Annotated in this window: 15 protein-coding genes; 3 read left to right on the forward strand and 12 right to left on the reverse strand. The window is 66.4% G+C overall.

Annotation, left to right across the window (positions count from 1 at the left end):
* Nucleotides 1–156 precede the first annotated feature (156 nt).
* The gene (locus GFY24_RS16750) at nt 157–1791 is read right to left on the reverse strand and encodes a circularly permuted type 2 ATP-grasp protein (protein ID WP_153805984.1); all 1635 of its coding nucleotides are present in this window, start codon (nt 1789–1791) and stop codon (nt 157–159) included.
* Between the two features lie 208 nt (nt 1792–1999).
* Here GFY24_RS16750 and rpsT point away from each other — a divergent pair, with 208 nt between their 5' ends.
* Together rpsT and GFY24_RS16760 are read left to right on the forward strand one after the other, a co-directional pair.
* Complete coding sequence (rpsT, locus tag GFY24_RS16755; protein WP_309230947.1) at nt 2000–2263, forward strand: 30S ribosomal protein S20; 264 nt, start codon at nt 2000–2002, stop codon at nt 2261–2263.
* 360 nt (nt 2264–2623) lie between these two features.
* Nucleotides 2624–3337 carry an LGFP repeat-containing protein gene (locus GFY24_RS16760; protein ID WP_153805985.1) on the forward strand — a complete coding sequence of 238 codons (714 nt, stop codon included), beginning with the start codon at nt 2624–2626 and terminating at the stop codon, nt 3335–3337.
* 22 nt (nt 3338–3359) lie between these two features.
* Here GFY24_RS16760 and holA read toward each other — a convergent pair whose 3' ends face one another.
* The 10 genes from holA to GFY24_RS16810 all read right to left on the reverse strand — a co-directional run bounded on the left by holA (nt 3360) and on the right by GFY24_RS16810 (nt 11549).
* Nucleotides 3360–4331: a DNA polymerase III subunit delta gene (gene holA, locus GFY24_RS16765; protein ID WP_309230948.1), complete on the reverse strand. Its 972-nt coding sequence runs from the start codon at nt 4329–4331 to the stop codon at nt 3360–3362.
* A gap of 102 nt (nt 4332–4433) precedes the next feature.
* Nucleotides 4434–5633: a ComEC/Rec2 family competence protein gene (locus GFY24_RS16770; RefSeq protein WP_309230949.1), complete on the reverse strand. Its 1200-nt coding sequence runs from the start codon at nt 5631–5633 to the stop codon at nt 4434–4436.
* A gap of 350 nt (nt 5634–5983) precedes the next feature.
* A complete protein-coding gene (locus GFY24_RS16775) occupies nt 5984–7324 on the reverse strand; it encodes a ComEA family DNA-binding protein (RefSeq protein ID WP_153805987.1) in 1341 nt (446 codons plus the stop codon).
* A gap of 149 nt (nt 7325–7473) precedes the next feature.
* The gene (locus tag GFY24_RS16780; protein ID WP_153805988.1) at nt 7474–8316 is read right to left on the reverse strand and encodes a DegV family protein; all 843 of its coding nucleotides are present in this window, start codon (nt 8314–8316) and stop codon (nt 7474–7476) included.
* A 32-nt stretch (nt 8317–8348) separates the two neighbouring features.
* Nucleotides 8349–9218, reverse strand: a complete 870-nt coding sequence (octT, locus tag GFY24_RS16785) for a diglucosylglycerate octanoyltransferase (RefSeq protein WP_228566387.1) — start codon at nt 9216–9218, stop codon at nt 8349–8351.
* Nucleotides 9208–9867 (reverse strand): histidine phosphatase family protein, encoded by a 660-nt coding sequence (locus tag GFY24_RS16790; RefSeq protein WP_309230950.1) that lies wholly within the window; start codon nt 9865–9867, stop codon nt 9208–9210. Before GFY24_RS16790 ends, octT begins: the two co-directional genes overlap by 11 nt.
* Nucleotides 9867–10280, reverse strand: a complete 414-nt coding sequence (gene rsfS, locus GFY24_RS16795) for a ribosome silencing factor (protein ID WP_309230951.1) — start codon at nt 10278–10280, stop codon at nt 9867–9869. The genes GFY24_RS16790 and rsfS overlap by 1 nt, the downstream gene beginning before the upstream one ends.
* Complete coding sequence (nadD, locus tag GFY24_RS16800; protein WP_375336055.1) at nt 10277–10921, reverse strand: nicotinate-nucleotide adenylyltransferase; 645 nt, start codon at nt 10919–10921, stop codon at nt 10277–10279. Before nadD ends, rsfS begins: the two co-directional genes overlap by 4 nt.
* 71 nt (nt 10922–10992) lie before the next feature.
* A complete protein-coding gene (locus tag GFY24_RS16805; RefSeq protein WP_153805989.1) occupies nt 10993–11190 on the reverse strand; it encodes a hypothetical protein in 198 nt (65 codons plus the stop codon).
* A gap of 5 nt (nt 11191–11195) precedes the next feature.
* Nucleotides 11196–11549: a hypothetical protein gene (locus GFY24_RS16810; protein WP_153805990.1), complete on the reverse strand. Its 354-nt coding sequence runs from the start codon at nt 11547–11549 to the stop codon at nt 11196–11198.
* A gap of 188 nt (nt 11550–11737) precedes the next feature.
* Here GFY24_RS16810 and GFY24_RS16815 point away from each other — a divergent pair, with 188 nt between their 5' ends.
* The gene (locus GFY24_RS16815) at nt 11738–13039 is read left to right on the forward strand and encodes a helix-turn-helix domain-containing protein (protein ID WP_194852901.1); all 1302 of its coding nucleotides are present in this window, start codon (nt 11738–11740) and stop codon (nt 13037–13039) included.
* 301 nt (nt 13040–13340) lie between these two features.
* On the opposite strand, the gene GFY24_RS16820 is transcribed toward GFY24_RS16815, so the two are convergent.
* A complete protein-coding gene (locus tag GFY24_RS16820) occupies nt 13341–14036 on the reverse strand; it encodes an RsiV family protein (protein WP_153805992.1) in 696 nt (231 codons plus the stop codon).
* Between the last annotated feature and the right edge of the window lie 47 nt (nt 14037–14083).

Consider the following 14083-nt stretch of genomic DNA (forward strand, 5'->3'; position numbering starts at 1 on the left):
AGCTGTATCTAATTTGCCTCCGCTACGCTGCGGCTGTTCGCGGCCCTGGTGACCCCGCTTCTTCCCTTCTACGCTCCTCCGCTTCGCTCCCCCGCTCCGTCAGTCCAGAAGCGGGGCGGGCCGCGAACTTTGGGCTGGAGTCGACGGAGCGCACTGCTATTGCTGTTGTTGATTTGCCCGTGCGGGCGAGGGGTCACGCGACTGATCGCGATCATTGGGAATGGCCAGTTCGCTGACCAGCTGTTCACCGGCCAGTTCCCGTTCTGCCACAGAGGTTCTCGGGGCCAGCACCCAGGTGTCCTTGCTCCCACCGCCCTGGCTGGAATTCACCACCAGCGAATCCTCCGGCAATGCGACGCGGGTCAAACCGCCGGGCAGCACCCAGATGTCGTCACCGTCATTGACGGCGAAGGGGCGCAGGTCCACATGCCGGGGTGCCAGTCGCGGGCCGATTTTGCTTGGCACCGTGGACAATTGCACGACGGGCTGGGCGATCCAGCCGCGCGGGTCGGCGCGCACCTTGCGGCGCACCGCGTCCAACTCCTTCTGGGTGGCGTCCGGGCCGATGACGATGCCGTAGCCGCCGGACCCCTCCACCGGTTTCACCACCAGTTCGGCGACCCGATCGAGCACCTCGTCGCGCTCGTCGGGCTCCCAGCAGCGGTACGAATCCACATTGGGCAGAACGGGTTTCTCGCCCAGGTAGTACTCGATGAAGGCGGGTACATAGGTGTAGACCAGCTTGTCGTCACCGACGCCATTGCCGACGGCATTGGCCAGCACCACCGAGCCCGCGCGGGCCGCGTTCAGCAGTCCGGCGATACCGAGCATGGAGTCCGGGCGGAACTGCATCGGATCGAGGAAGGTGTCGTCGATGCGGCGGTAGATGACATCCACCTGCCGCTCCCCCGCCGTGGTGCGCATATAGACGACACCGTCACGGCAGAACAGGTCCCGGCCCTCGACCAGTTCGACACCCATCTGCCGGGCCAGCAGCGAATGTTCGAAATAGGCCGAGTTGTAGACGCCGGGCGTGAGCACGACCACGGTCGGATCGGCCTCATTGGGCGCGGCGGCGCAGCGCAGGGCCCGCAGCAGATTGCTCGGATAGTCGCCGACCGCACGCACCCGATGCGAGGCGAACAGGTCCGGGAAGACGCGCGCCATGGTGCGGCGGTTCTCCATCACATACGAAACCCCGGACGGGGAGCGCAGATTGTCCTCGAGCACGCGGAAATCACCGTGCTCATCGCGAATCAGGTCGATACCGGCGACGTGAATGCGAACGCCATTGGGCGGAATCAATCCGGTGGCCTCGCGATGAAAATGCGCGCACGAGGTGACGAGCCGTTTCGGGATGACCCGGTCGCGCAGAATCGTCTGCTCGCCATAGACATCGGCGAGGAAGGCCTCGAGCGCGCGCACCCGCTGTTTGATGCCGCGCTCGAGTTTGGTCCACTCCGCGGCGGCTATTACCCGGGGTACCAGGTCGAGCGGGAAAGGCCGCTCCTGGCCCGAGAGCGAGAAGGTGATGCCCTGATCCACGAAGGCGCGGGCCAGTGCTTCGGCCCGGGCTGCCAGGTCGGATGCGTCGATGGTGGCCAAAGCGGCGAAAATGCCGCGATAGGGCGCTCGGGGCCGACCGGACGAGTCGAACATCTCGTCATATGCGTGTGCGTAGCGCCCGGGGCGATATCCCTCGAACACTCCTGTGCGCGCACCGGCTATCTCGGTGCGGCCGTTCGTTTCATGAGCGGCCGCGGCCGCTCGTGCGGCTGCGGCGGGGGTCATGCAAAAATAGTCCATCACGCAGGAGCAACACGCAGTTCGACGGGGATAAATTTCTCGTATCGGGGCGATTGCGGACAGGGTCGATTTCTTACCCTGGGCCGTGTCCTGGTAACCTCGACCGTCGGTGCTGCGCTACAGGCTGCGTAGTGCGCCCGAAGACTTTGCTTCCCGCATAAACCACCAAACGAAGGAACACGAGGAAACAAGCGTGGCCAACATCAAGTCCCAGATGAAGCGGATCCGCACCAACGAACTTGCGCGTCAGCGCAACCAGTCGGTCAAGTCCGCGCTGCGCACCTCGATCCGCAAGTTCCGCGAGGCCGCTGCTGCGGGCGAGAAGGACAAGGCGATCGAGCTGCTCCAGACCGCGAGCAAGAGCCTGGACAAGGCTGCCTCGAAGGGCGTCATCCACGCCAACCAGGCCGCCAACAAGAAGTCGGCGCTGTCGCTGGCTTTCAACAAGCTCGGCTGATTACCCCGGTATACGTACCGACCTTTATGCATCGAACAGCCGCCGTGGCCACGAAGACCACGGCGGTTTTGTCGTGCTCGCCCTCCTCTCCGAAACTCGAGCGCGCGGCTGAGTGCCGTTGACCGTTGGGCACGCGTACTTGCGTTGGGTGCCCACGCGATTTTGGACGTACCCGGTGAGTTACCCCGACCGTACGAAATCAGTTGTTGCGTCACATTTTCCAGGGGTTACTTGCTCAGGGAGTCGGTTCCCTGCAGGATGGCTGCGACTGGGCTGTGGCCCGCATAAACGTCGGGGGACGTTTTTTACCACCTGCGTTGGGAGATCCTTTTGATACCGCTACGCCGTAAGAATTCGTCCTTGACGCGTGGGGCGGTGGCCGCCGGTGCGGTCGCGCTCGCGTTGATCAGCGGGGTTGGCACGGCTGCCGCCCGGCCGATCGGGCCGTTCGATGTGGGCGGGGCGATCGAGGTCGAGTACGACCAGGCGGGTGGGCCGGGGTTCTTCGGGGATCCGACCGGGCCGGAGACCGATTCCGGCGGTGGGGGTAAGACGCAGGAGTTCGCGAACAATATCGCCATCTACTGGACTCCGGCGACCAATGCGCACGCTATCGGCGGGGCCATTCGCGATAAGTGGCGCGGGGTGGCCTCGGAGTCCGGGATGCTGAAGTACCCGACCACCGATGAGGGGTCGACGGGTAAGCCCGGACGGTTCCAGCACTTCCAGGGCGGGTCGATCTACTGGTCGATCGGCTCCGGCACGCATGTGCTGAGCGGCGCGATTCGCGACAAGTACGCCGCCGCCGGGTGGGAGAACAGCCCGCTGGGCTTCCCCATCTCCGATGAGGCCAAGACCAATAAGGGTGACGGCCGCTACCAGCTCTTCGAGGGCGGGGCCATCTACACCTCACAGAAGGGCGGCACCCGCACCGTCTGGGGCGCGATTCGCGACGAGTGGGTGCGCAACGGGTCGGAGAACGGGCGCTACGGCTACCCGACCAGCGATGAGTACGACTACAAAAACGGCAAGGCACAGAAGTTCGCCGGCGGCGAGATCACCTGGACGCCATAGCGCGTTCGCAATCCTTTGCCGGTCAGGCGGATTCGCGGAGGTCCAGGATGCGGGCGAGGGCGTGTTCGAGGGCGTAGTTGGTATCTGCCGCACCGCCTTTGACGTCGGCGTTGAGGCCCGCGACGATCTTCAGGGCCGCGCCGATGGTGGCTCCGGTCCAGCCTCGGGCCTGGGCCTGGGCTTTTTTGACCTTCCAGGGGGGCATGCCGAGATCGCCCGCGAGTTTGAACGGGTCGCCGCGGCCCGCGGAGCCGACGCGGGCGATGGTGTGCACCGAATCGGCGAGAGCGTCGGCGAGCAGGACGGCGGGGACGCCGCGGTCGGTGGCCCAGCGCAGCGCCTCCATGGCGGCGGGGCGGTCGCCGGAGACGGCCAGGTCGGCGACGTCGAAGCCGGTGACCTCGGCCTTGCCGGAGTAGTAGCGGTGCACGGCGGCGACATCGATCTTGCCGCCGGTGTCGGCGATCAATTGTGAAGTGGCGGCGGCCAATTCGCGCAGATCGGAGCCGATCGACTCGATCAGCGCCTGCACCACGTCGGGTGCGACGCGCACATTCGCGGCGCGGAACTCATTGCGCACGAACTCGACTCGCTCACCGCCCTTGGTGAGTTTGGCGGCCTGATGCACCACCGCGCCCATCTTCTGCAGCGCCGGTGCGAGGGCCTTGGCGCGCCCGCCCCCGGAGTGCAGCACCACCAGCACCACGCCCTCGGGCGGCGAGGACGCGGCATCGGTGAGCACCGCGACCGCTTCCTTCCCCGCCTCGGCGGCGGCTTCCAGCACAATCACCCGATCCTCGGCGAAGAGCGAAGGACTCAGCAGCTCCGCCAACTCCGGAGCGCTCGCATCCCCCGCCCGCAACCGATCCACCGGCATGGAATTCGGCTCCGACGAGGCGGCCCGCGCCTGCGCGGTAATCGCCGACACCGCCCGCTCGATCAGCAGTTCTTCATCACCGAGCACGAGATGCAGGGGCGCGGGTCGTTGGCTCACCCCGCCGATCCTACGAGCCCGCCCCGACAACCCCGGCACCCGTTCGCCCTCGGCCACCGAGTCGCCCCGCACCCGCCGCAGATCGTCCCCGGCGTGTCCCGCTCAGGGCGGTACGTCCACCCGCTGCGGACGCGGACGCAACCCCGCGATGAGAAGCGCACACAGCACGGCGGCGATCACGCCCGAGCGAATCCCGGTCGGCAGGGTGACCGAGGCTCCGAGTTCGGCGGCATGATCGGCCACGGTGAGCAGCCACCATAGTGGTGGTGCGGTACAGAACAGAACCAACTCTCCGAGCGGAGCCCAGCAGCAAGCCAGTACGGCCCCAATGGCTCCCAGCACGGTGATCGGCGCGATCACCGGTTCCACCAGCACATTCACCCCGATGGCGACCAGGCTCAGATGCCCGGTAATAGCAATGACCACCGGCGTGGTGACCACGAATGCCGCGGCCGCCACCGCGAAGGCGTCGGCCGGCACCCGCCACCACCCATGTGCGCGAAGCCAATCCGACCAGCCTGGTGCGAGCACAATCAGCCCCGCTGTGGCCAGCACCGACAGGGCGAACCCCGCATCGACCGCCAGCTGCGGCGACCATGCCAATAGTCCGATGATCGCGGTACACAGTGCGGGTAGTGCCTGCTTCCTACGTCCGGTGCACAGCGCCAGCAGCGCGACCGCCCCCATCACCGCCGCCCGCAGCACACTCGGTGACGGCCGCGCGAGAATCACGAACAGCGCCAGCGCAATCCCCGCCGCCACGGCCCCCACCCGCGGATCGACGGTCAGCGCGCGCATCGAAACCACCACGGCTCCAAGCAAAATGGTGATGTTCGCACCGCTCACAGCGGTCAGGTGTGCCAGGTCGGTCTCCTTGAAGTTCTCCCGGACCCGTTCCGGGAGCCGCGAGGTGTCGCCAATCACCAGCCCGGGCAACAATCCCGCCGCATCGCCCGGCAGGGCCCGCTGCGCCGCCCCCGCGAAGTCCTCCCGGACGCGTCCCGCTGCCCGCTGCCACCAGGGCGCTGCTCCCACCGCGATGGGTGGACCGTCGGCCCGCAGCACAGCCACGGTCAAATCCGCCCGCCAGGCTCCCGAAACCCGGGCCCGAAACACCACCTCTTGTCCCGGCAACAACCCTTTCCACCCCACCTCGGGTGCCAGCACCAGCACCGCTCCCCCACCCCGCACCACCTCCCCTCCTGCCCGAAACTCGACCAGATCGGCCCGCAACATCACCTTCTTCCCGCCGAACTTCTTCTCCACCAATGCCTTCGGGTCATCCGCTACCGCGACGGTCACCCGAACCCGCTCCCCCTTCCCCACCGACCGCAATGGATGCCCCGCCACCTCCCACTCATGCCAAGCCCCCGCTCCCGCAAACCCCGCCCCCACCGAAAACGCCGCCAACATCACCCACCCCACTCCCTTGCGCCACCCACTCCCCTCCGGCCGAATCATCAACCCCCACAACCCCACCGCCAGCAACAAACACCCCACTGCGGTACAAACCCCCACCCGCCACCCACCTACCAACGCCACAATCGTTGCCCCCCAACAACAAAATGCCGCAGGCACCAACCGCGCATCCAACTCCTCCGGCACCTCTACTGCCGCGTTCTCGGCACTCCGCTCGCTCTTCTCATCGCCGGTCATATCGTCACCGCCGTACGGAGGCGGTTGAGGCGGGCGGGGCCTATGCCTTCTATTTCGGCGAGTTGGTCTATGGAGGTGAAGCGGCCGTGTTGGGTGCGCCAGGTGAGGATGGCGCGGGCGGTAATGGGGCCTACGCCGGGGAGGGTGTCGAGTTGGGCTTCGGTCGCCGTATTGAGGTTGATCTTCGCCGCGGGGCCGGTGGTGCGGGGCGGGCCGGTGGATGCCGATGCGGCCGAGGGGGTTCCGGCGGCGCTGATGACTTTGCTACCGACCTGGACCTGCTGGTTACCGGTGCGGGGGCCGGTGCGGCCGATTACGAGTTGATCTCCGTCGCAGAGGTGTTGGGCGAGGTTGAGGCCGGAAAGGTCTGCTTCGGGGCGGGGAGTCGCGGCTTTGAGGGCATCCGCGATGCGGGCTCCGGAGGGGAAGCGACGCAGGCCGCCGTGCTCGACCAAACCGATTACGCTGACCACCAGCTCGCCGGTCGAGGCCGGATGACCGTTCGTTTCGGTCGGGTCGCCGGCTGAATTTCGTGCGGCGGCAGGCGTTTCCGATGCCGGGATCGGTGCGGGTGGGTTCGCGGGAGCGGCGGAACGGCCATTGGGCACCGCGCTCCCCCCGCCCGTAGGCACGGTGGACTTGGGACCAGAGCCGTTCGGCGCGACTCCCGGCGCGACCGCGGAGCCGTCCCCCGGCGCGGTCGCGGTGTCCGGCATCGCGGTTTCACCGGCGACGGAAATGGGCGGAACCGGTTGCGCTACGGGCCTTTCCCGGAATGAGACGAGTGCCGCCAGGACGACCGCGACGGCCGCCACCATTGCCAGCACGAGCGCGCCGCGCGGACCCGGATCCCACCTGGTGCCACGGAAGCGCTCGGGCACCAGGCGTTCGTGCCAGAGCGAGACGGGACCGCAGGGCTCGGAAAGCCATGCGGGAGTGCACGAACCGCCGGATTCAGCGGACGCACCACGGGGCGGGTCCAGGTCATATCGCACTTCCGAGTCTGGCATGCGCTCGGACGAGATCAGCCACTCCTCGCGCTCAACCGAATCCGGCCGCAGCTCGCGCTCAACCGAATCCGGGCGCAGCTCCCGGTCAACCGAGTCGAGGCGCTGCCCGCGCTCGATTTGATCCGAGTGCTGATCGCACTCGGATGGGTCGGGCTCCCAGCCGTCGGCGTCGCAGCTGCGGGTCGTTCGGCATGGGGTGCGGAGGGATTCCGCGTTCCAGCGGGGTGGGTGGGGTGGGGTCGGGATGAATTGTGGTGGGGCGCCGGGCGGGTCGGTGAGGCCGCCGAGGCGGCGGCTGACCTCGCTGCGTTCGTCGGTTCGTGGCATGGGTCCGACAGTATGGTCGCGGGCGGATTCGGCCTCGGGGGCGACCTGGGGTTTTGCTGAGCCTGTGGATACTTTTCGGCGTTGTGGACAACGTGATTCCACATCACGTCAATGGCGACGCCAACGCTGTGAACTGCGAATTCGCAGCTTCAGCCGCAACCGTGGGGTACCACGAGCGCGCCGACCGCACCCACTCCGAGGTGCACTCCGAGAGTCGGTCCGAACTCGGCGACAATCAGCTCGCGAATGCCGGGAATGAGGTCGCGGAGTTGACCGGCGATGGTGTTCGCCGCATCCTCCGCACCGAGGTGCTGTACCGCTACCGCCGCGCCATCGTCACCGGCCGCATCGACCGCTGCCGCAACGAGTTTGGCAAACGCCTTCGACCGGGTGCGTGCCTTCTCGCGCAGCTCGAGGCGACCCTCGACCATCTGCAGAATCGGCTTGGTGACCAGTTCGGTGCCGAAGAATGCCGCGGCGCTGCTCAATCGCCCACCGCGGCGCAGTTGTTCGGTGCGGTTGACCACGATGAATGCCCGCCCGCGACTGGCGGCGGCGATCGCCGAGTCGTAGACGACATCCAGTGGCGCCCCGGTGCGAGCCCGCCGGGCGGCGGCCAGCACGGGCAGCCCCGTGCCCAGCCCGGCGCTGAGCGAGTCGACCAGGCGCACGCGGCCGGCTGCGTCCATATCGCGCACCGCCTGCCGCCCGGCCTCCCAGGTACCGGAGAGCTGCCGCGAAATATGCACGGCGACAACACCATCCCCGTCGCTGAGCTCCAGCGCCCGCTCGTACGCGCCCTTCAGATCACCCGGCGACGCCCCGGAGGTCGTGACCGTGGACGAGCTGTAGTCGATCTCGCAGTCGTCCACGCCCTCCCGGATCTCCCGATCGTCGACGAGCACATGCAGCGGTACCGCGAGCACGCCCAGCTCGGCGCCGAGATCGGCGGGCAGGCTGGCCGACGAGTCGGTGACAACCACGACGGCCATCGGCTAGCGATCCTCCTCGCGCGCAACGCCTTTCATACAGTCCGTGCCTGACCGGCGGTCACTTCGGAGAGCACCTTCACCATGGCCTGTGCGACGGCGACGTGCCCTTCCCAGCCCCAGTGGATACCGTCCGGATTGGCTTCACCGTGGAAGACGTTCTCGCGCACGGCTTCTCCGAGGTCCACCAGCGGCACGGAGTTGGCCTCCGCCCACTTGCGCGTCGCCTTGACCATCGGTTCGCGTCCGCTGTGATGCCGCGCGTACGCGTCACACTGATGTACGGACGGCAGCACCGCGACCATGGGCAGCTCGGGTCGCAAGCCCGCCAACGCGTTTCGCGACTGTTCGAGGTAGTCGACGCTGACCGCGGGCGGCAGCGCCACCGGCCAGCCCAATGGAGAAAGCTTGGGCTGCAGCCAGTTATAGGCCGTGCGCACGTGTCGCCGGGCGAAAGACGGTCGTACATAACGGATCAGCTCGCGCAGTGCGGTCGGCAGCGGCGACGGCAGGGAATCCATCCCGCCGGTCGCGAATACCACGGCCCCGGCGCGCGGGACGGTCGCCCACACGCGCGGGTCGCCGATGAGTGCCCAGTAGGCGTCGCGGCAGGTCCAGCCGATCCGCGCGACCAGCTCCACGTCCCAACCGAGTTCGGCCGCAACGAGATTCGGCCAGATCTTGGGATGGTTCGCGGCCAGCCCGCCCCTGGGTCCGAAATAGGACAGCGAGTCGGCGATGACCAACAGCACCGGCCGTTCGGCCGAAGCGGCCGGTTCGGCGCTGAAAGCCGGTGCGGGCGCACCGAACAGCGCGTCCGGCACCTGCCGGACGCTCGTCACCTCCGATGCCTGCCGCAGCAGTTCATCGGAGACTTGCCGTTCTCCGGCAGTGTCAGAGGACATCGGGAGCTACCTTCGCCAGCGCGTTCCATACGTCGAGACGCCAGCCGGGCCGTTCGAGACTCGGACCGTGGCTGGTCAACTGCACCCAACTGGTGTTGGCGAGCCCGCCCATGGCGGGCCAGTTCACCGGCGGGAGGTCGAGGATGGCCGCGGTCAGCGCCGCGATCAACCCACCATGCGCAACCAGGATGATGGTATGGCCCGGCCAATCCGCGCGCTCGGTGAAGAGTTCGTGCACCAGGGGCAGCGCCCGCGCGCCGACCTGCAGTTTGGATTCGCCGCCGGGTGGGGTGAAGTTGGGGTCCAGCCGCCATTCCTTGCGCGCGCCCGGGGAGATGGCGTCGACCTCGTGGTGGGTCAGGCCCTCCCATTGGCCGAGGTTGGTTTCGCGCAGCCGGGTGTCGGTGACGACGGGCAGTCCGGCGTGGTCGCCGACGCAGAGCGCGGTGTCGTGGGCACGCCGCAGATCCGAGGAGATGATGGCGATGACATCATCGGTCGCCATCTCGGGTGCGCAATCCTTGGCCTGGCGGCGGCCGATATCGCTGAGTTCGGTGTCGATCTGGCCCTGCATGCGGTCGGTGGCATTCCATTCGGTTTGCCCGTGCCGCAACAGAATCAACCGGCGGACGCCGGCAAGCTTGCTCACTACTCGGCTCCGGCCTCATCGTCTCCGGCAGCCTCTGCCTTTGCGCGCTGGTCTTCGAGTCCTGCGACGGGCACCTGCGGGCAGTCCTTCCAGAGGCGCTCGAGGCCGTAGAAGTCGCGCTCGTCATTGTGCTGGATGTGGATGACGATCTCGACGTAGTCGAGCAGTGCCCAGCGGCCCTCGCGGGTGCCTTCGCGACGCACCGGCTTGTACCCGGCATCGCGCAGTTTGTCCTCGACATTGTCGACGATCGCGTTGACCTGGCGCTCGTTGGGCGCGGACGCGATCACAAAGCAGTCGGTGATCACCAGCTGTTCCGAGACGTCCAGAATTACTACGTCCGATGCCAGCTTCTCGTCGGCCGCCAATGCGGCCACCGTTGCCATCTTCACCGCTTCGACGGATGCGCTCACCCTGCTGCTACCTTCCCGTTGCTGTCCGGCACATACAGGTGCCGCTTCGATATGTATTGCACGACCCCGTCGGGGACGAGGTACCACACCGGCCGGCCTTCGCCTGCCCGCCTTCTGCATTCGCTGGACGAGATCGCCAGGGCGGGAATCTCGATCATGGTGACGGCGTCGGCGGGGTAGTCGCGGAGGTGTTCGGCCAGATGGTCGATGTTCAATTCGTACCCCGGACGACTCACTCCGACGAATTTCGCCAGTTCGAACAGTTCGGCCCAATCCTGCCAGGTGAGGATGCTGGCCAGCGCGTCGGCACCGGTGATGAAGTACAGATCCGCGTCGGGATACTGTTCTCGCAGCTCACGCAGGGTGTCGACGGTGTAGGTCTTGATGCCGCGGTCGATATCGGTGCGGCTGACCGAGAAACTCGGATTGCTCGCGGTGGCGATGACGGTCATCAGATACCGGTCCTCAGCCGAGGAGACGTACCGGTCGGCTTTCTGCCAAGGCTGGCCCGTCGGAACGAACACCACCTCATCCAGCGCGAACCGATTCGCCACCTCACTGGCCGCGACCAAGTGCCCATGGTGGATGGGGTCGAAGGTGCCGCCCATCACCCCCAACTTGCGGCGCCCGTTCGTATGCACAAAACCCGAGCTTACCGGGGGCTATTGGAACAACCCGGCAGCGGCGGTCCGGACCGGGCAAACCGGGCCTTTTACCCACCCGTCCGGACGTGCTCGCGAACTCCCCACAGCGAGTGGTTCCGATGCCGGACCGCCCGGTGACGGCTCCGAATAGGCCGAGTTCCGCGCACCTGTTCGGCCTGCGGCCACCAGATTCCGGCAATGAGAATCGGCGCGGCGACCGCCACCTGACCGAGCACAACCATCGCGAAGGTGATCCAGTCCGCCATAGCACTCACCGCCCGCCACCGAAGCTGTTCAGCCGCGGCAGAATCAGCCCCGGCGAGCCGACGATCAGATGACACACCCGCTGCACCTCCTCCGGTGCACCGACATGGTCCAGCGTCGGCGTAACCACCGCTTCCGCACCCATCCGCCGCACCACAATCAGCAACCGCGACACCGGTTCCCACACCTGCGGCCCGATTCGCAAGGTCTTGACCAGGTCGTAACGGTGCTGCCCCGCCAGCTCGAGCAACGCCAATTCCTCCCGCTCCCAAGCACTTCCACTCAATTCCAACCGCAGGTACCCCACTGCTTTGGGCAGCGACGACCCCAAAGGCCGCGGAGCCATATACGGACGAGTCATCCCGAACCTCCCTGTGCCGGTGTGAATGAACTCAGCTTCGGTGCCGGGCCAGGTACGAGCGACGGCAGAAAGTGCACCTGCCACAAGTGCAGAATCTGCCGTTGACAAGCAAGGATTGCTCTGATCGATGTCAGAGGTTTCGGTCTGCGACCTAAAGTTCTTCAATGGCATCGACGCGGGGAGGCCCGATGGACGATGAAAGTGGTGGCGCGATATGGGAATTCGCCCCCTTCCGCCAACTGTTGGCGGCAGGCCGAATCGGCCCGGCCCTGGCGCTGGTCCGAAAGGCGATGGGGCTGTCTCAAGCCGATTTCGGTGAGCTCCTGCATTGGGATCGCGCCCATACCGGCCGAGTCGAGCGTGGCGATGTCGCAACGGTTTTCGATGTGCGCGAACTGCGGCGTATCGCCGATGCGCTGGGGATTCCACGTCTGGCTCTACTACCGCTGTTGCTCGAACCGGACGATGCGCGGAGCATCGAAACGGGGGGCCGGGAAGGAGCCGACAACGTGGATCGACGACAGTTCGGGCTAACGGCCGCATTGGCGAGTACCGGAACAGCCGCCTGGACAACACCGATTCAGGTGAAACCAGCGCATCTCGCCTATGTCAGGACGCTGAACGAGCAACTGTGGGTGCACGACAATCTGCACGGCGGTGGCGGGATCGCACGACGCGCGCACCGGCAGTATCGATTCGTTCGCCGATTGGTTGAGAACGGCACGTACAGCCTGTCGGTCGGTCTCGAACTCACCAGCGCCGTAGGTTGGCTGTCGAATACGGTGGCCTGGCTGGCCCGCGACTGCGGCCGACCGCAATTCGCACGGCAACAGCTCATGGAGTCGGTACTACTCGCCGAGCAGAGCCGCGACTTCATCCTGCTCGCCGCGACGGTGGGCGACCTCGCGAACCTCGCGGCGGCCGTCTCGACCACAAACCTCGAACCGGTGCGCCTGGCCCAGCGTTCGACCGAACTTGTACGCAGCGTGTCCTCGGTCCGCCTGAACGCACTCAAAGCCGCAGAAGAGTCGACGGCATACGCGGCGGTCGGCGATCTCCGCGAGTTCGAACGTGCCCTCACCCGGGTCGACCGGGAATGCGACCGCGGCCTCGACAGCGGCGACGATCCGGCCTGGCTGAATCACGTCACCGAAGCCGAACTCCGAGTCCACGAAGCGCGGGGCCGCAAGCTCCTCGGCCAGCACTCCCAAGCCGCGAACCTGTTCCGCGAGAGCATCAATCGCCCCGCAACCCTCCCCCGCGACGAAGCCTCGTATCGCACCTACTACGCCGCTTCTCTCACCGGTCTGGGCGACACAACAACCGCGATCACGGCAGCCCACACCGCCCTGGATCTTCTTGAATCCCAGGTCAATTCCCCCCGCCTGCTCTGCGAACTCCGCCCGATCAGACGCGTAGCCGCACGTATCCGCACGGCCGAAGCCGAACACTTCGCCCAACGTTTCGACGCCCTCACCCAAGCGGCCTGATCGCACCGGGCGTCGCACCCCGTCTCGTCTCATTCGAAACATATTGCTGGACAGGTGATCACGGGTAATAGTGACTCTTCCCGCTCGGGCCGATCCCGCCACCGGTACCCCGCGATCGTCTGACTACCGAGATTCAAGGTGTGATGCCATCTCCCGTCATCCCGGCGTGCTTTTGGCCGGGATCCACACCTGAAGTGGCTCAGCTGATTTCGGTGGATTCCCGCCAAAAGCATGCGGGAATGACGGGGGGTGGTTGACGACATCACGACTTCACGACTTCATTTTCGGTGACTACTGCGGGTCACGTGGTGATGAGGGTTTTCATCTGCGGGGAGAGGACGTTGCAGAGGGTGGACCAGGGGATGGTGATGACGATGTTTCCGGCTGCGTGCGAGGCGATTTCGCCGAAGTAGATGCGCAGGCCGGCGGAGTCGACTGCCCAGTCTCGGTAGTTCTGTTCGGTGGGGAGGATGCCGAGTTTGTAGTAGGTGTCGCCCGCGTTGGTTTTGGGGACGAGGATTGCGGCCTGCTGGGACAGGGCATTCAGGCCCGCGGTGAGGTCGGTGAAGACGTCGGTCAGTTGGAGGGCTTTGCCGTTGTCGGTGTTGGTGGTGTGGGTGACGTACTGCTCGAAGGGGTGGGCACCGTGTTCCTGGTAGAAGTTGACGCCCAATTCGGCGCTCAGGACATGCGGGCCTACATAGCTGAAATTGACCGAGGTGCTGAGGTTCAGGGTGGGGGTCACCTGGGCGATGTACTTGTCGGCGGCCGCGCGCAGGGCGTTGTTGAATTCGTCTCGGGCGGCCAGGTAGGGGCCGTCCACGCCGTCGATGTCCACTCGGGGGACGGAGACCTTGTAGTTGTTGCCCTGCAACACATATTCGGAGGTGCGGAAGCCGGGGATGGCGTCGGCGTGGGCGATCATCGTCGCGGCGGTGGCGGTCTGGGCCGCGACTACGGCGGCGAGGAGCAGGTGGGCGAAGGAGCGTCGGCGCATGCCATCACGGTCCCGGTACCAGCCAATGGTTCACCAATGACGCACTA

The sequence above is a fragment of the Nocardia sp. SYP-A9097 genome (assembly GCF_009649815.1).
Taxonomy (GTDB): Bacteria; Actinomycetota; Actinomycetes; order Mycobacteriales; family Mycobacteriaceae; genus Nocardia.